This is a genomic window from Cytobacillus citreus, assembly GCF_018343665.1.
In the GTDB taxonomy this organism is placed as follows: domain Bacteria; phylum Bacillota; class Bacilli; order Bacillales; family Cytobacillaceae; genus Cytobacillus; species Cytobacillus citreus.
In genome coordinates this window covers 157,810-175,313 of the sequence record NZ_JAGYPM010000006.1, presented here as the reverse complement: position 1 = coordinate 175,313, position 17,504 = coordinate 157,810, and the positions used below count along the sequence as shown (strand labels likewise).

Below are 17,504 nucleotides of genomic sequence, written 5' to 3'. Positions count from 1 at the left end.
GGTGGGATACTACCCTGGCTGTATTGAAATTCTAACCCGCACCCCTGATCGGGGTGGGAGACAGTGTCAGGTGGGCAGTTTGACTGGGGCGGTCGCCTCCTAAAAAGTAACGGAGGCGCCCAAAGGTTCCCTCAGAATGGTTGGAAATCATTCGAAGAGTGTAAAGGCATAAGGGAGCTTGACTGCGAGACCTACAAGTCGAGCAGGGACGAAAGTCGGGCTTAGTGATCCGGTGGTTCCGCATGGAAGGGCCATCGCTCAACGGATAAAAGCTACCCCGGGGATAACAGGCTTATCTCCCCCAAGAGTCCACATCGACGGGGAGGTTTGGCACCTCGATGTCGGCTCATCGCATCCTGGGGCTGTAGTCGGTCCCAAGGGTTGGGCTGTTCGCCCATTAAAGCGGTACGCGAGCTGGGTTCAGAACGTCGTGAGACAGTTCGGTCCCTATCCGTCGTGGGCGCAGGAAATTTGAGAGGAGCTGTCCTTAGTACGAGAGGACCGGGATGGACGCACCGCTGGTGTACCAGTTGTTCTGCCAAGAGCATCGCTGGGTAGCTATGTGCGGAAGGGATAAGTGCTGAAAGCATCTAAGCATGAAGCCCCCCTCGAGATGAGATTTCCCATAGCGTCAAGCTAGTAAGACCCCTGAAAGATGATCAGGTTGATAGGTTTGAGGTGGAAGCGTGGTGACACGTGGAGCTGACAAATACTAATCGGTCGAGGACTTAACCAATTAGAAAAGCGTAGGCGACTGCTTAGCTTCGAGAGGCGTTGGAGAGCCAGCTATGCAAATCCCGGTTTTGGATTTGTAGAGATGGATCGAAACGACCGAGAAGTTAGGAGCCGAAGCTGGACAATGATTATTCGAATTCTTCTTCAGCATTATCTAGTTTTGAGGGAACAAAACCTCAATTTAATATAGTCTAGTGGCGATAGCGAGAAGGTCACACCCGTTCCCATCCCGAACACGGAAGTTAAGCTTCTCAGCGCCGATGGTAGTTAGGGGCTGTCCCCTTGTGAGAGTAGGACGTCGCTAGGCTAAAAAATTATTCCGCAGTAGCTCAGTGGATTGCGAAAGCTTGCAGTCCGGAGCGTTGCATCCCCGAATAGTAAGCTCTAGCAATCTGTGACAAATCACGCAGAGATTTGGAGCACAATTTTGACTTCTATCAAACTTTAGGGATTTATATTAATTATTCCGCAGTAGCTCAGTGGTAGAGCATTCGGCTGTTAACCGAACGGTCGTAGGTTCGAATCCTACCTGCGGAGCCATTTTTCTAGAAGATCTATTTGAGCAGGTAGTTTTTATGCTTCCATAGCTCAGCAGGTAGAGCACTTCCATGGTAAGGAAGAGGTCAGCGGTTCGAGCCCGCTTGGAAGCTTACCATAATATTATTTATATGGCCCGTTGGTCAAGCGGTTAAGACACCGCCCTTTCACGGCGGTAACACGGGTTCGAATCCCGTACGGGTCACCATATATGGAGGATTAGCTCAGCTGGGAGAGCATCTGCCTTACAAGCAGAGGGTCGGCGGTTCGATCCCGTCATCCTCCACCATAATTTATATGCCGGCCTAGCTCAATTGGTAGAGCAACTGACTTGTAATCAGTAGGTTGGGGGTTCAAGTCCTCTGGCCGGCACCAGATTTCTTGCTTCATTGATTAATCTTCAATGGAAATCTGCGGAGGAATTCCGAAGGAATTTCGAGCATGTTTTTGATTAGAATCTTAATTATTGAAGCAACACAACTTACAAACGGTGGGGTAGCGAAGTGGCTAAACGCGGCGGACTGTAAATCCGCTCCCTGTGGGTTCGGCGGTTCGAATCCGTCCCCCACCACCATTTTTTATAAAAACTTTAAAAATGGACAAGCTAGTATTAGTCCTTTTTATTTTGTAAGGTAAAGTTATTATAGAGCACTGCTGTATATGTAATTTGCTTTATTAATGAAGTTAATGTCGCCACATTTAACTACAGAAGCTAAATATTGAAGCATATTCAATTGCAATTAAATGTGTCTGCGGTGATAATTCATGAAGATTACTCAAAGAAGTGATTCTTGAGGTTAAATCAATGGGCTATAGCCAAGCGGTAAGGCAACGGACTTTGACTCCGTCATGCGTTGGTTCGAATCCAGCTAGCCCAGCCATTTTTTTTGATCCAATACGAGCCATTAGCTCAGTCGGTAGAGGATTTCGGAAGCTTGCAGTCCAGAGCATTACATCCTCGAATAGTAAGCTGTAGCAATCTGCAACAAATCACAAAGAGATTTGGAGCACATTTTCGACTACATACAAAATAGAGGAATTTAATACTTTATATGAGCCATTAGCTCAGTCGGTAGAGCATCTGACTTTTAATCAGAGGGTCGAAGGTTCGAGTCCTTCATGGCTCACTTATATCAAGTAAAGAAGACTTTTAGGAATCCCTAAAAGTCTTCTTTACTTGTTTTTGTGTTTTAGCATCTGTTAAAAAGATGATAATATGTGCAAAATCAATGGTGTACCAAATCTGATAAAAAATGCAAAACCTTCCATCAAAATGTTCCTATTGATGCCCGATACTTGAGAAAAATAGTGAGAGCGGTAATCAAAAGCGTTCTATACCCAATATCTAAGAAAAACCGGAAATACGATCATCATGAACTTTCTAAAGTCATTGAAGTCAACTTTGATAGAATAAATGCTTTTGATAGGATTTTTTATTACTTAGTTGATTTTAGAAAGACCTTAGTAGTAAAGTAATGAATGACTCTCGCATATATATTCACGGTTTTGTCGAGTTGAGTCATTTCTTTAAAAGGGGTTAAAATAGAGATATATTTATGGGTTGAAGGAGGATTTTTTATGAAGAAGCTGGCCATTATTGGCATGCCTATGGATTTAGGGCAAATGAGACGTGGGGTAGATATGGGGCCAAGTGCCATTCGATATGCAGGTGTGACGGAGCGTTTAAAAGAATTATTTGATGAGGTACATGATAAAGGGGATATTGCGGTTGGAAGACCTGAAGTAGAAGTGGATCCAGCTTCAAATCTCCGTAATTTAAATCTAATCGCTGAAAAGACTGAGTTATTAGCGAATGAAGTAGATAAAGCAATTGAAGATAAAGCGTTTCCACTTGTTCTTGGAGGAGACCATAGCATCGCCATTGGAACATTAGCTGGGGTAGCGAAGCATTATAAAAACCTAGGTGTGATTTGGTATGATGCCCATGGAGATTTAAATACAGCTGAGACCTCTCCAACAGGTAATATACATGGAATGCCGCTTGCTGTGAGTATTGGCTTAGGTCACCCGTTATTAACAAATGTCGGCGGATATGGTCCAAAAGTGAAGGCCGAAAATATTGTCATAATTGGTGCACGCTCTTTAGATGATGGGGAGCGCGAGCTTATTAAGAAGCATGGAATTAAAGTATATACGATGCATGAAATTGATCGTCTAGGAATGACAAAAGTGATGGAAGAGGCGATTGAATATCTATCGGAAAAAACAGATGGTGTTCATCTATCTCTTGATTTAGACGGTTTAGATCCACATGATGCACCAGGAGTAGGAACGCCAGTAAATGGCGGAATTAGCTACCGTGAAAGCCATTTAGCAATGGAAATGCTGGCTGAAGCAGGTATTATTACGTCTGCGGAATTTGTTGAAGTCAATCCAATATTGGATGATAAAAATAAAACTGCATCCGTCGCAGTAGCTTTAATGGGATCATTATTTGGCGAAAAGCTTTTATAAAAATAAAAAAACTAAGCAGACACTTTTAATAAGGACATTGCTTAGTTTTTTTCGCACGTTAAGAAAGTATAAATTGTCAGCACGGATTGATGATCCGACGTACTGGCCAATTTTAGGAATTAAGTACGACGGACAGGACAAGGAAGGCTTCGATAGCGATTAACATCGCACGAAGGAAAAGCGATAGCTTTTACGAGGATGTCCTAGTCGAGTGAATGCAACAGGATAAGGAAAGCTTCGTCAGAGATACATCGCACGACCAAAAGAGAAGCTTTTGGGAGGACGTGGCATGTATGAGTGCGATAAGTGTAACTACACCTCTGTCTTCGCCTTTCCAAGGCTCGCCAATCGGCGAGTTTTCTTTATATGGTTTTCATATAAATTTAGCAATTGATCTAATTTTTTACTCATGTCTAATACTTGCTTGTCAGATAATGAAGAATGAGAGGCTAACTTGTTCATTTCCTTTCTGCAATCTTCAATGTCTTTTAACAATACATTTTTACACATGAGAATCGTCCTTTTCTATGTTTTACGTACTATCATGTCCGATATGGAAAAATATTAAACCAAGTAAGTAAAAATTTGTTAATATAGATATATTATAACTAGTGAAACCTTTTTCGCTATCGATCGTAATATCAATTAGCCGCATAGAGCGGAGGTAAAATAAAAATGGAAACAATCGTAAAGAAAAGGATAAAGCAAGTACTAGTAGGGGATCAGGATGCGTATGCAGAAATAGTTGAAATATATAAAGACAAAGTATTTCTTATTTGCTACAGAATGCTAGGGAATAGACATGAAGCAGAGGATATTGCACAGGAAGCTTTTTTGAGGGCTTATGTTAACATTCACAGCTTTAATATAAATTTGAAATTCTCTTCATGGCTTTATCGAATTGCCACGAATCTTTGCATCGATCGAATTAGAAAGAAAAAGCCAGATTTTTATTTAGATGCTGAGGTTGCAGGTACAGAGGGTTTAACAATGTACTCACAAATTGCCGCTGATACGAGCCTCCCTGAGGAAGATGTCGAAAGTCTGGAGCTGCAGGAAACGATTCAAAGAGAAATATCCAAGCTCCCAGAAAAATACCGTACCGTTATTGTTTTGAAATATATTGAAGAGCTCTCATTGAATGAAATAAGTCAAATATTAGATCTTCCATTAGGGACGGTTAAAACAAGAATTCATCGGGGAAGAGAAGCATTAAGAACCCAATTACGATATGTATAATTTGAAGAGGGTGAGAACTTTGAAGTGTCCAGCAGAAGTGGTTCTTTATATGCACCAATATTTAGATGAAGAGATCTCAGCCGATCATGAACGGGAATTACGAGCACATCTGCAAAGCTGTAAGGATTGTCAGGCGCATTTTCATGAATTGAGAAAGACAATTGCTCTTGTTCGAAGCACTTCACATATACAGGCGCCATCTAATTTCACTGCGAATGTGATGGCTAAGTTGCCAAAGGAGAAGCGTAAGGTTGGATTTCAGCGCTGGATCAGGCAGCATCCGATGTTTACGGCAGCTTCTCTGTTCCTTGTATTAATGATAGGGAGCTTTTTCTCCTCTTGGGAACAGGATCGTCAATTATCCGTTTCAAAGCAGCCAAACCTTGTCGTTCAAAATGATACAGTGATTGTCCCTGAGGGTGAAGTCGTGAGGGGTGACGTCGTTGTGAAAAATGGAAAATTGCAAATAGAAGGCCAAGTAGAAGGAAATGTGACCGTTATTAACGGTGAAATTAACGGTGAAAAATATTTGGCTTCGGCTGGTCATGTGACTGGAGAAATTAATGAAGTGAATGCTGTTTTTGATTGGATGTGGTATCATATCAAAAATACTGCGAAAGAAATATTAAGTGTATTCGAAGGCAGCGAGCCTGAAACAGTTAAATAATACCTAATAACGGAATCTTGCTTAAAAGGCAGAGTTCCGTTATTTTTATTAAAAGGCACTCAGTCAATTCGAGCGGTATCTAATTCATTTATGTTATAATATTGACGTTACTTAGTAACAATGAATTTTTTTTCTAAATTTCTAGCAACAGCGCCTACTCCTCAAGAATAGCTACTTTAAATAATCTTCACAGGAACAATCTGAACTTTGCTAGTTCAGAAGGCGTTTGTGCTATTCTAATAAAAATTATTTGGAGGAAGGATAATGTCGTTTTCAGATTTCTCAATACTGAAATTTTTAGCTAATACTGTTGACATTCTCCTTGTATGGTTCGTCATCTATAAACTCATTATGGTTGTGAGAGGAACGAAAGCTGTTCAATTGTTAAAAGGAATCTTTGTCATACTCCTTGTTAAAGTGATCAGTGATAAATTCCACCTCCAAACATTAGGGTGGATGATGCAGCAAGTACTTATTTGGGGATTTTTAGCGATTGCAATTATTTTTCAGCCTGAGTTAAGAAGAGCCCTTGAACAACTGGGAAGAGGAAGATTCTTTTCAAGAACTAGCAATCAAGAAGCAGATGAACAGGAAAAATTAATAGAATCGGTTGTAAAGGCAGTCGATTACATGGCAAAACGTCGTATTGGGGCGCTTATTTCGATTGAACGGGAAACAGGAATGAACGACTATATCGAGACGGGTATCCAGCTTGATTCTAAAATTTCATCTGAATTACTCATTAATATATTTATTCCCAATACACCACTCCATGACGGGGCAGTGATTTTACAAAAAAATCAAGTAGCAGCAGCTGCATGCTATCTTCCATTATCTGAGAGTCCATTTATTTCTAAAGAGCTTGGGACACGTCACCGGGCGGCATTAGGCATTAGTGAGGTAACGGATAGTATTACAGTTGTTGTCTCAGAAGAAACAGGCAATATTTCCTTAACGAAAAATGGTGAGCTGCATCGTGATTTAAAATTGAATGTATTCAAAGAAATGCTTTCGAAAGAGTTGCTATCTCAAAACAAAGTGAAATCGACTTCTTCTGCTCGTTGGAATTGGAGGGCGAAGAAAAATGGATAAATTTGATAAGCTTATAGAAACACGATGGTTTATGAAAGTTGTTGCGTTAATTCTAGCATTACTACTATTCGACTCTGTTTATGACCCTGACAAGGATGTTTCGAATATTAATGTTCCAAGCGAGCAAGACTCGGTAGTTCTAACTAATATTCCGGTGAAAAGCTATTATGATACAGATAACCTCATTGTGACTGGTGTTCCAGAAACTGTTGACGTAACCTTAACAGGTCCAAAAAACTTTCTTCAACAAGCGAAAGCACATAAAAATTTCGAAGTATATGCTGATTTATCGGATGCGCAAATAGGCACTGAAAGAGTTCCGATCAAGGTTCGAAATCTTTCTGATAAGCTGAAGGCGACAGTGGATCCTGCCTATGTGGACGTAAAAGTACAAGAAAAGGTAACAAAGGATTTCAAGGTAGATGTAGAATTTGATCGAACATTATTAGAGGATGGCTATATCTCTGAACCACCTGTGGTAGAGCCACAGTATATAACAATAACTGGTGGAAAAGATGAGATTGAAAGAATCAGCTATGTGAAAGCCGTTGTTAATGTAAAAGGGCCAATTAAAGATACTGTTAGAAGAGAAGCCCAAATCCAAGTATTAGACCGGGACATGAATAAGCTTGATGTCATGCTGAATTATAATACGGTCGATGTGACTATCCCTGTAAAAAGCTTGAGCAAAACAGTACCAATAAGGATCATCCAAAAGGGAAGTCCACCAGAAGGCGTCACTATTAAAAATATCTCACTTGACGTAAACGAGGTAAAAATTTTCGGAAGCCAAGAAGCTTTAGACCGAACGGAAAATGTTAGAGTGGAAGTGGATGTTAGCCAGATAAATGGAGATACAGATATGACGGTGCCTGTTATCATCTCAGATGGAATCAATGAAGTGAATCCGAGTGTTGTAAAGGCAACAATTAGTACCAGTGTGAGTCAATCAGATACGGTTCAAGATGAAGAGAAAGAGAAAGAGAAAGAGAAAGAGGAAAATAAAACATTTTCAAATATCCCTATTCAACTAACTGGCCTTTCCAATCAGTTTGAGGCAACCGTTCAATCTCCTCCTAATGGCATTAGTCTAACGGTCACAGGAAAAAGTGGGTTGATTGAGCAGCTAAAAGCGAGTGATTTCCAAGTTTTTCTTGATTTATCTAATTTAACTGAAGGCGACCATGATGTAAAAATTAACGTCAAGGGCCCAGCAGATGTGCAGTGGAAGCTGGCAACGGAAGTAGCAAAAGTATCAATTACACAAAAGGAAATCTAATAATAGAACAAAAGGATAAGGAGAGATTAATGTCATGGGAAAATATTTCGGTACCGATGGGGTGCGTGGAGTTGCTAATAGTGAGCTCACACCAGAATTAGCTTTTAAATTAGGCCGTTTTGGAGGATATGTTTTAACAAAAGATAAAAGTCGTCCGAAGGTGATAATTGGGCGAGATACTCGTATTTCAGGCCATATGCTTGAAGGAGCACTTGTTGCAGGATTATTATCGATTGGTGCTGAGGTTATGCGTTTGGGCGTAATTTCAACACCAGGGGTTGCCTATTTAACAAAAGTCCTAGGAGCGGAAGCAGGTGTCATGATTTCAGCATCCCATAACCCTGTGGCAGACAATGGGATTAAATTTTTCGGTCCGGATGGATTTAAGCTTTCTGATGAGCAGGAGGCTGAGATTGAAAGCTTTATGGATCTTGAAGAAGATCAGCTTCCTCGACCAGTAGGAGCAGAGCTTGGACAAGTGAATGATTACTTCGAAGGCGGACAGAAATACCTTCAATTTTTGAAGCAAACAGTTGATGAGGATTTCTCTGGCATTCATATTGCTTTAGATTGTGCACACGGTGCCACTTCCTCTCTTGCTTCACATTTGTTTGCTGATTTAGATGCAGATATATCCATGATGGGAGCTTCTCCAAATGGGTTAAATATTAATGATGGGGTAGGAAGTACTCATCCCAAGGCTCTTGCTGCCTTCCTAAAGGAAAAGGGAGCGGATGTTGGTTTAGCCTTCGATGGGGATGGCGATCGCATCATTGCGATTGATGAAAATGGAGAAATTGTCGATGGCGACCAAATTATGTATATTTGCGGGAAATACTTGAAGGAACAGGGCAGATTAAGACATAGTACCGTTGTTTCCACCGTTATGAGTAACCTTGGATTTTATAAAGCATTGGAAGCAAATGAAATTCAAAGTATCCCAACTGCCGTCGGAGATCGTTATGTTGTAGAAGAGATGAAGAAGAATGGCTATAATCTTGGAGGAGAGCAATCAGGCCATATCATTTTCCTTGATTATATTACGACTGGTGATGGGCTTCTTACTGGCCTTCAGCTCGTTAACATTATGAAAATGACGAAGAAGCCATTATCAGAGCTAGCGAAAGAGATGAAGAAATTTCCGCAAAAGCTCGTCAATATTCGTGTGACGGATAAACATCATGTAACAGATAATGAAAAAGTAAGTGCCGTCATTTCTGAAGTAGAAAAGGAAATGAATGGAAATGGACGAATTCTAGTTCGTCCTTCTGGAACGGAGCCGCTTGTTCGAGTTATGGCTGAAGCTCCAACTGAAGAGCTATGCAACTCCTATGTAGAAAGAATAGCAGCTGTCGTTGTAGAGGAAATGGGTTTAAAGGAAGAGTAAGAGTAAACAAGCTATGCATAAGGGAACGAAACGGTTCTCTTATGCATATTTTTATATTAGGAATCACTTCCGCATTTCTTAGTTGTATAGGAAATTATAATTTCCGCTATCTGTTGATAACTTGAGATATAGTTTATCTACGTTCAGCTCCAGCGCCTACCTCCTCGAGGTCACAAGCCAATCCTCCCAGAAAGGTAAAGAACACCTTTCCGGGAGGCTCGTCTTGTGCTTGTCGGAGGTGAGCACTAAGGAAAGCTTCTTTGAATATTCATCGCAGGAACAATTTGTCCTTTAATTGTTCCGAAGGCGCTTGCGCATTTGTTCTTGACTTAGGAGTTTTGCTTGTTGTATGATATTAATGTTTTTCACATCTTCATGTTGAAAGGAAAGGTGGGCAGAGGTTTAATCATGTAATATAAGCGCCAGGACTAATCCGCGGACGACAAATGGATTAGTTGACGAGGTGGAGGTTTATCGAAGATTTCGGCGGATGCCTCCCGGTTTCAAGCAAACCGATATCTCATCTTTAAAACATTAGGGTAACTTAATCCACAAAGGGATGGGAATGCTAGTAGAGGAGCCGGATGGAAAGACATCTGGTATTGAAAAACTAGAAAAATGAATTCATTACAATACAGAGATAAGGGGCAAGACTGTCCCTTTGGCTTCTTGCCCCTTCTATTTTAGGAGGAACAGAAGTATGTGCGGTATCGTAGGATATATTGGAAATAATGATTCGAAAGAAATTTTGCTAAAAGGCTTAGAAAAGCTTGAATATAGAGGGTATGATTCAGCAGGAATCGCTGTTTTGAATGAGAGTAAAGTCCAAGTTTTTAAAGAAAAAGGCCGTATTGCCGATTTACGTAATATTGTGGATTTTGATGTTCTTGCCAATGTAGGGATTGGTCATACTCGTTGGGCAACACATGGAGTGCCAAGCACGGTAAATGCTCACCCGCACCAAAGTACATCTGGCCGTTTTACCCTTGTTCATAATGGTGTCATCGAAAGCTATGAAAGCTTAAAGCGTGAATACTTGCAAGGCGTTTCTTTTATTAGTGATACAGATACAGAGGTTATCGTTCAGCTGATTGAATTATTTGCTGGAGAGGGATTAGCAACTGATGAAGCGTTCCGCAAAACGCTGACACTATTAAAAGGCTCCTATGCACTCGCGCTTTTAGATGAGCAGGACAACGAAACGATCTACGTTGCAAAGAATAAAAGCCCGCTTCTTGTTGGCTTAGGTGAAACATTTAATGTTGTCGCATCAGACGCAATGGCTATGATTCAAGTAACAGATCAGTATGTTGAACTAATGGACAAGGAACTGGTCATCGTGAAAGAAGATGAGGTAGTCATCCAAAATCTAAATGGCGAGATCATTACTCGTGACCCGTATACGGCGGAATTAGATGCAAGTGATATTGAAAAAGGCACATATCCTCACTATATGCTGAAGGAAATTGATGAACAGCCATTAGTGATGCGTAAGATCATTCAAAATTATCAAGATGATCAGGGGAACTTAACCATTGATCAAGAGATCATTGATGCTATGAATGATGCCGACCGTATTTATATTATTGCTGCGGGAACATCTTATCATGCTGGATTAGTTGGGAAACAGTTCATCGAAAAGATGGCTAAAATTCCAGTGGAAGTCCATATTTCCAGTGAGTTTGGCTATAATTTGCCTTTACTCCCTGAGAAGCCGTTATTTATCTTTATTTCTCAGAGCGGAGAAACAGCTGACAGCCGTGCAGTTCTCGTGAAAGTGAAGGAAATGGGCTATAAAGCCATCACCATTACGAACGTACTAGGTTCTACATTATCCCGTGAAGCGGATTACACGCTATTGCTTCATGCAGGCCCAGAAATTGCAGTTGCTTCTACAAAGGCTTATACAGCTCAGCTAGCCGTTTTAGTCATTTTGGCAGAGGTAACAGCAAAGAGCCGTGGAATGAAGTTAGGACTTGATCTAGTTCATGAGCTAGGAATCATCGCAAATGCTATGGAAGTGCTTTGCAATGAAAAAGAGGAACTTGAATCCATTGCCCGTGAATTTTTAACAGTTACACGCAATGCATTCTTCATCGGCCGTGGATTAGACTTCTACGTTGGCCTTGAAGGCGCACTTAAACTGAAAGAAATCTCTTATATTCAAGCTGAAGGATTTGCAGGCGGCGAATTAAAGCACGGTACGATTGCTTTAATCGAAGAAGGCACACCAGTTATCGCCTTAGCAACACAAGAAAGTGTTAATTTAGGTATCCGCGGCAACGTACAAGAAGTAGCTGCCCGTGGAGCATACGCGTGCATCATCTCCATGAAAGGACTGGAAGCGGAAGGAGATACCTTCGTACTTCCAGAAGTGCACGAGTTATTAACACCTCTTATCTCTGTTATTCCGTTACAACTCATTTCTTACTATGCTGCCTTACACCGTGATTGTGATGTTGACAAGCCGAGGAATTTGGCGAAGAGTGTGACGGTGGAGTAGGAAAAAGATTTATTGTTCGCTGATTGTGTCGTATTAGAATAAAGATTGATAATTTATAACAAAGTTCGATAATTTTAAATAAAGATTGATAATAGATAATAAAGTTTGATAAAAAATAACCTCTTCGGTATTATAGCCGTAAGAGGTTATTTTTTTATTTTTCTGAAAAAGGCGGGATAGAGAATGAAGCTAGGCTTTAGAGATTTTTATTATTTAGATGCAGATGTAGCTTTAGAATAAAGATTGAGCAAATTAATACTAATAGCCTTGATGAACACGCTCTTAGGGGTAGTACCAGCGAAGCTGACACCACCCGCAATAAGGAAATGTCAAGGTTATAATACGTTATTTAAGTTAAATACTTCCAATGCACATACCCTCATCCTGTTTTGGATGGGGGGAAAATAAAGTTGTTAAATAAGGATTCTTTAGCAATAAAGTCGTTTAAAAATCTAAGTTTTATACAACAATCGCGCCCGATTGCTGAATAAGATTTATTCAACATATTCTTAAGGACTTTGCTCCAGTGTAAAAAACATTGGAGCGTAATCTACATTTTTAAGCCATATATGCTCTTGACCACTTAAAGCATTTTTTACCCATACATCACCTTTATTTTGCTCTGCCATCTTTCGAAACCAAGTAAGGTGAGATCCAACAACTTGAGGATCTTCGTCAAGTTCATTCTTCCTTGGAAACGAGATTTGTTTTTGCTCTCCTGTTCTTATGTTTATAGCGTAAAGTGATGTGAACATAGTTGGTACGGGTCCTTCTTTCCACTCCTTGTTCTCTTTCGCACGAGCCACAATAACCAAATCTTTAGAGAACCATTCCAGATCGAGGTCTACAAATCCTTTAGGTGTGTATTCCTTTTGTTCTTTAGATGCTGGCATTTCGGCAATCGTCATCTTCTTGTTTTCAACGAAAAATCTTCCTTCTCCTGAAATATAGGCCAATTGATTGGCTGAAGGAGCCCACTTAAACCAGTCTTTAAACTCTAACATTTTTCCTACTGATTGAAAGTGTTTTCCTTGTGATGATAGGACACATAACGTATTGCTATCCATGGACCAAGAAGCTGTAGGAACAACTAAAAAGCTAACCCACTTCCCATCAGAACTCCACTTAAAATAATAGGCATCAATCCCAAACAAATCAGGTTCTTTAGTTTGAATAGTATAAAAAGGCTTTATTTTATCTTTAGCAAGATTTGCATCTAATGGAATTCTGTAAAGTGGGATTGGACTCCACCCTGTAGGAAGTAAGTTGGATTGTGAGGAAACAATAAATTCTCTCCCGTTCGGAAACCATTCAAAACCACTAACTCCTAATGAGACATTTTCAAATCCTTGGGGCCGGCCATTCTTTATTTTTGTCACATTTAATATACCTTGATCATTGTAGGCCAACTGATTTTTGTTTGGGGACCATTTAAAGTCAGATGTTACGACCCTTACATAAGGTTGGTAGCTTTCTTTTTCCTTTGTATCATAAATGAATAAATCCGATTTTTCTCCCTTTTCATCACCATCAATATACCCAATAAAACGACCGTCATATGACCATTTCGGAGAATACACATATCGGTCCTTTGTGAGTTGTATTTCTTGACCACCCTTTTTGAGCCACAACTGATGATCACGGATAAATGCAGCTGTTAGTGGTGCTTCTGCACTTGCTATCGTCGAAAAATGAAAACAGATGAGAGTTAGTAATAATAAAATCCGAATTCTCACGTTCAATCCCTCCTACTAATAGATTTACCAAATCATTGTTAGGAATTAACTGGGATAATATGGTAATTAATATCATTTACTTATATTTTATGGTACAACGTCCTTTTCCAATGATTTGCTCTTTTATAACGTAAATAATCAAATAATGGACTGCTGCAGCAGTCCATTATCTTTCAATTCTTGCGCCCGTTGAACAAGGTCGTTCTTAATTAGATGATACCAATTAAAGGTAACACCTTTTCCAGTTACTTATGTTTATAATCTATTACTTCTACTTTAAAACCATGGCTACATCCAATTTTGGGGCTGTCGCAGGATGGAGATACTCTTACTTTAACCAAGTCATCTGCATATTCCAATGAGCTATTACTATTATCAGGAACTCGAATCCTCACGGAAATATCATAAGAATGATTGTTATTATAAACAATACCAACAATCCTCTGTGACTCCCAGCCAAAAGTAGCAGCATCATTACCTGGGTATTCTTTCATCACTCTCTTATCAATAGATGGAAATATAATATCTCTAATAATATCCTCTGGTGTGACGTACCAGTCATCTGCAAATGGTTTAATTTCCTTTGGCTCTGGAGGTTTAGCATTAGCTAAGTTTCCTGATACAAACATTAATGAAAAGGTGAAAAGGACAATTACTTTCTTCATGATGCTCATTCTCCATAATTTTTTACAGTTAGATTTCGCATCTTTAAATAATATTATCCACAACAACCAATAACCCGTATCTTACAAGTTGTTTCGTCTACACATTAATAAAATGGTTTCGGAAAGTGTTCAGAATAGTGTAGAACCAATGCTACCAGCTCCCATAAGTAAAGAAGCTGAGCGAGCGAAACAGATGGACGATACAATTACTCGCATGAGAATTGAGATGCAGCTAGAAGATCTTGCGATTCAGGCATGGGAGAAACTCCCTGAAAATGAAAAAACGAAAAAAGCTGGTTTCTTTAGAAAAGAAGAGGACTTGGTCAAAAGAGATAAGTTCATTCGAAGCTTTAAGAAAAAGAATCTAAACAAAGTGTTGGAAGAGGCCTTTAGCTTAGATTAAACCAACTGTTATTCATTGGTGAGATGAGGAGATCGTAGGAAGTTTGTTAAAAGTTACAAACTATTAAAATATCCCGAAATGTTCAGTAAAATGATAAAATTATTGTAGATTATTGGTATTATGTGTTTGCTAGTTTTAAGCTTTTTGTGATACACTCACTAATAACAAACTTGAACGAAAATGAAAAAGACTTCCAGCCATCTAAGTAGTGCGCCAACACTCTTAGACGGTTTGCCCTACTGTAACTAGGGAAAACACTGACAGGAAAGTCTTTATTCTTTCATCATAATTATATTCATTATACAAAAATATGATGTAGGAGTCAAAGATTTTTCATGTTAAAAAGTCTGTTAATGCTACCTTTTTTTAGCATAACTAAGACGGTGCTTTCCTTTTACTTAAGGGGGGTATCGTCTTTTTTGTTGGTTCTTATAAAAAAGGAGAATGAGATTATGATGGAACAAAACGTAACCTTTAAAAAAGGCGAAGAAAAACGTGAAGAATTAGAATTACCTACATTACATTTTGTAGTCATGGACCAATGGGTTGACGTAATTGGAGAAAAAGCATTATTTGCCTGGTTGAAAATGTATACATGGTGTGATCGTGACCGAAATAAAGGTGATAAGCTAGTTGATATAAACTTATGGGAACAATCCAAAATCCCTGATAGTTTAGTAAAAATCAGAAAAAAATTAAGTGTTGGAAATGATACATTCTACAACAAAATCCTTAAACCTTTATGGAATGTTGGCCTGATTGATATTGAAGAATGGGCAGAAGATCCAAGAAGTGGCCAAAAGGCTATGAATATTATTGTTTATAAATATCCTCAAAATAATAAAAGTCTTTCATTTGCTAAATTAGCAGAAGTTAGAAATTATGATACTGATTATAGTTCTACTGCTAAAAGTTTTGCTAAAAAAGGTGGTAGGCCTAAGAAAGAAGATTCAGAGCAACCAGAGGAATTAACCGAAAATGAACTTAATGATCTTGTGGATAACTCTAATTTAGGGGGGTTCTCTCACAGAACAGGGGGGGTTCTCTCACAGAACGGGGGGGGGTTCTCAAATAGGAGACAATAATATACTTAATACTTCTTTTAATAGTCTTAATACTATTAGTAATAATCTTAATAGTGATATAAAAAACCTTAATACTAATAATAATAATTTTAATTCTTCTTCTAAAGAACAGATAGAGGGCAAAAAATATATAGCTTCAACTTTAATAAAAAATGAAGAAGAAGAAGAACTTGAGATTAATAAATTTGTAATTGAATTTTTAAAAAATGAATTAAATTATTCTGACTACATAATCTCAGATATTATTAAACATATGGAATTGAATAAAATCAGTGTATTCTCTAAATCACAAATGATAAATCAAGCAAGACGTATTATTAAATGGGTTAGTGAAAATAAACAAGAAATTCGTGAATTTGGAATGTTTTTTGTAAATGGAATTATGAAACATGAGCCGTCCAGTAAAATCCTTATTCCACAAGCAGAGCTTAAAAAGATTGCAGAAGATGCACGAAAAGAAAAACAAGAAAAAAATCAGTATACAGGCAAAGTTCCTTTTTATAATTGGCTAGAATCATAATATTATTCTAATTACGTGTAGAATAGAAAAATAAAGGTGTGCTGTTTCTCGAATGCCTGCACCTGCCGGCAGAGCGACCGAAAATCAATTTTGATTAAACTTTATTTTAAAGCTACATTACGATGGATTCTTATCGAAAATTAGGACAGTATCATGCGTGTTCGATGTTACGGAATTAAACAACTTTATTTGTATTTAACAGGAAGTAGTTCCGAACGGTTACAATTTATTTTGAAAAGGAGATTTTAATAATGCTGTATTTTATTAGTGTGGTAGCGTTTATTTTTATTTTAGTAATGTTAGTATCGATTTTTGTTGGCTGGAAGTTGATACATCCTCCGGATAGACCCGTCATTGATAACCCTAAAAATTATGGTTTAAATTATGAAAATATTAGTTTTAAAAGTCGTGGAAATGATATTAGTTTAAAAGGATGGTACATTCCTGCAGAAAAAAATGAAAAAATGACTTTGATTTTTGGCCATGGATATTTAGCTAACAGAGAAGAGCCTCGAGCAGAAGCTTTAAAATTAGTAAAAACACTTGTATCTGATGGCTACAATGTGCTGATGTTTGATTTTAGAGCATGGGGCGAATCAGAAGGAAAAATGTGTACGCTTGGACTCTATGAAAAGTCTGATATGCAGGGAGCTATTGATTGGGTAAAACAAAAAAACCAGAATTCTAGAATTGGCTTAGTTGGTTTTTCTATGGGAGCTGCAACATCATTGTTGGTTGCGGCTGAGGAAAGCTGTGTAGAAGTAGTTGTTGCTGATAGCCCATTCAGCGATTTAAAAGCATACTTAAACGAAAATTTATCTTACTTTACTAAACTTCCGAAGTATCCATTCACTCCAATTATTTTAAACACGATACCTTTTTTATCAGGTGTAAAACTTGATGTTGTTAAACCTATTGATGTTATTGGAAAAATATATCCTCGAAAAGTGTTATTTGTACACAGTGATGCAGATAAAACAGTCTTTTGTAGACATAGCGAACTGTTATCAAACTGTCATCCTGACAAATTTACATATTGGAATACATCAGGTGTATTGCATTTGCGAAGTCACCAAACTTATCCAACTGAATATCAAGAAAAAGTACTTTCATTTTTAAATTCTGTTGCTGATGTAAAATATGTTGAAAAAAGCAATGTATAAAGACATCTTATGTTAGGG

At 38.6% G+C, this 17,504-nt stretch carries 14 protein-coding genes, 8 tRNA genes and 2 rRNA genes; 21 read left to right on the top strand and 3 right to left on the bottom strand.

Annotation, left to right across the window (positions count from 1 at the left end; all coding sequences use genetic code 11):
- The 11 genes from KHA94_RS22440 to rocF form a co-directional block, all read left to right on the top strand.
- Positions 1–736 (top strand): 23S ribosomal RNA (locus KHA94_RS22440); the annotation flags it as partial.
- Positions 737–925: 189 nt separating this feature from the next.
- Positions 926–1,042: ribosomal RNA gene (rrf, locus tag KHA94_RS22435) — 5S ribosomal RNA — on the top strand.
- Positions 1,043–1,200: 158 nt separating this feature from the next.
- Positions 1,201–1,275, top strand: a tRNA-Asn gene (locus KHA94_RS22430).
- A 37-nt stretch (positions 1,276–1,312) separates the two neighbouring features.
- Positions 1,313–1,385 (top strand) — tRNA-Thr (locus KHA94_RS22425).
- A gap of 20 nt (positions 1,386–1,405) precedes the next feature.
- Positions 1,406–1,480: transfer RNA gene (locus KHA94_RS22420), tRNA-Glu, on the top strand.
- A 5-nt stretch (positions 1,481–1,485) separates the two neighbouring features.
- Positions 1,486–1,561, top strand: a tRNA-Val gene (locus KHA94_RS22415).
- Positions 1,562–1,571: 10 nt separating this feature from the next.
- A tRNA-Thr gene (locus KHA94_RS22410) sits at positions 1,572–1,647 on the top strand.
- Positions 1,648–1,761: 114 nt separating this feature from the next.
- A tRNA-Tyr gene (locus KHA94_RS22405) sits at positions 1,762–1,846 on the top strand.
- Between the two features lie 232 nt (positions 1,847–2,078).
- Positions 2,079–2,153, top strand: a tRNA-Gln gene (locus tag KHA94_RS22400).
- Between the two features lie 173 nt (positions 2,154–2,326).
- Positions 2,327–2,399, top strand: a tRNA-Lys gene (locus KHA94_RS22395).
- 451 nt (positions 2,400–2,850) lie between these two features.
- Positions 2,851–3,747, top strand: coding sequence for an arginase (gene rocF / locus KHA94_RS22390; RefSeq protein ID WP_213104329.1), 897 nt, complete (start codon positions 2,851–2,853; stop codon positions 3,745–3,747).
- A gap of 312 nt (positions 3,748–4,059) precedes the next feature.
- Here the strand turns inward: rocF and KHA94_RS22385 are convergent, their stop codons facing one another.
- On the bottom strand, positions 4,060–4,257 hold the full coding sequence (locus KHA94_RS22385) for an aspartyl-phosphate phosphatase Spo0E family protein (protein WP_213104328.1): 198 nt from the start codon (positions 4,255–4,257) through the stop codon (positions 4,060–4,062).
- Positions 4,258–4,422: 165 nt separating this feature from the next.
- Here KHA94_RS22385 and sigW point away from each other — a divergent pair, with 165 nt between their 5' ends.
- The 6 genes from sigW (at position 4,423) to glmS (ending at position 11,914) form a co-directional block, all read left to right on the top strand.
- Positions 4,423–4,986 (top strand): RNA polymerase sigma factor SigW, encoded by a 564-nt coding sequence (gene sigW, locus KHA94_RS22380; RefSeq protein ID WP_213104327.1) that lies wholly within the window; start codon positions 4,423–4,425, stop codon positions 4,984–4,986.
- A gap of 19 nt (positions 4,987–5,005) precedes the next feature.
- Positions 5,006–5,653, top strand: coding sequence for an anti-sigma factor family protein (locus tag KHA94_RS22375; protein WP_213104326.1), 648 nt, complete (start codon positions 5,006–5,008; stop codon positions 5,651–5,653).
- 264 nt (positions 5,654–5,917) lie between these two features.
- Complete coding sequence (gene cdaA, locus KHA94_RS22370) at positions 5,918–6,745, top strand: diadenylate cyclase CdaA (protein WP_213104325.1); 828 nt, start codon at positions 5,918–5,920, stop codon at positions 6,743–6,745.
- Positions 6,738–8,024, top strand: a complete 1,287-nt coding sequence (locus tag KHA94_RS22365) for a CdaR family protein (protein WP_213104324.1) — start codon at positions 6,738–6,740, stop codon at positions 8,022–8,024. Before cdaA ends, KHA94_RS22365 begins: the two co-directional genes overlap by 8 nt.
- 34 nt (positions 8,025–8,058) lie before the next feature.
- A complete protein-coding gene (gene glmM, locus KHA94_RS22360; RefSeq protein ID WP_213104323.1) occupies positions 8,059–9,411 on the top strand; it encodes a phosphoglucosamine mutase in 1,353 nt (450 codons plus the stop codon).
- A 700-nt stretch (positions 9,412–10,111) separates the two neighbouring features.
- Positions 10,112–11,914: a glutamine--fructose-6-phosphate transaminase (isomerizing) gene (gene glmS / locus KHA94_RS22355; RefSeq protein WP_213104322.1), complete on the top strand. Its 1,803-nt coding sequence runs from the start codon at positions 10,112–10,114 to the stop codon at positions 11,912–11,914.
- Positions 11,915–12,423: 509 nt separating this feature from the next.
- On the opposite strand, the gene KHA94_RS22350 is transcribed toward glmS, so the two are convergent.
- Both KHA94_RS22350 and KHA94_RS22345 read right to left on the bottom strand, forming a co-directional pair.
- Positions 12,424–13,650 carry a TolB family protein gene (locus KHA94_RS22350; protein ID WP_213104321.1) on the bottom strand — a complete coding sequence of 409 codons (1,227 nt, stop codon included), beginning with the start codon at positions 13,648–13,650 and terminating at the stop codon, positions 12,424–12,426.
- 245 nt (positions 13,651–13,895) lie between these two features.
- The gene (locus tag KHA94_RS22345) at positions 13,896–14,315 is read right to left on the bottom strand and encodes a hypothetical protein (protein ID WP_213104320.1); all 420 of its coding nucleotides are present in this window, start codon (positions 14,313–14,315) and stop codon (positions 13,896–13,898) included.
- Positions 14,316–14,508: 193 nt separating this feature from the next.
- Here KHA94_RS22345 and KHA94_RS22340 point away from each other — a divergent pair, with 193 nt between their 5' ends.
- The 4 genes from KHA94_RS22340 to KHA94_RS22325 all read left to right on the top strand — a co-directional run bounded on the left by KHA94_RS22340 (position 14,509) and on the right by KHA94_RS22325 (position 17,486).
- Positions 14,509–14,718 (top strand): hypothetical protein, encoded by a 210-nt coding sequence (locus KHA94_RS22340; protein ID WP_213104319.1) that lies wholly within the window; start codon positions 14,509–14,511, stop codon positions 14,716–14,718.
- A 452-nt stretch (positions 14,719–15,170) separates the two neighbouring features.
- Positions 15,171–15,803 (top strand): hypothetical protein, encoded by a 633-nt coding sequence (locus KHA94_RS22335; RefSeq protein WP_213104318.1) that lies wholly within the window; start codon positions 15,171–15,173, stop codon positions 15,801–15,803.
- A 253-nt stretch (positions 15,804–16,056) separates the two neighbouring features.
- Positions 16,057–16,323: a hypothetical protein gene (locus KHA94_RS22330; protein WP_213104317.1), complete on the top strand. Its 267-nt coding sequence runs from the start codon at positions 16,057–16,059 to the stop codon at positions 16,321–16,323.
- A gap of 251 nt (positions 16,324–16,574) precedes the next feature.
- Positions 16,575–17,486 carry an alpha/beta hydrolase gene (locus tag KHA94_RS22325; protein WP_213104316.1) on the top strand — a complete coding sequence of 304 codons (912 nt, stop codon included), beginning with the start codon at positions 16,575–16,577 and terminating at the stop codon, positions 17,484–17,486.
- The last annotated feature ends 18 nt before the right edge of the window (positions 17,487–17,504 follow it).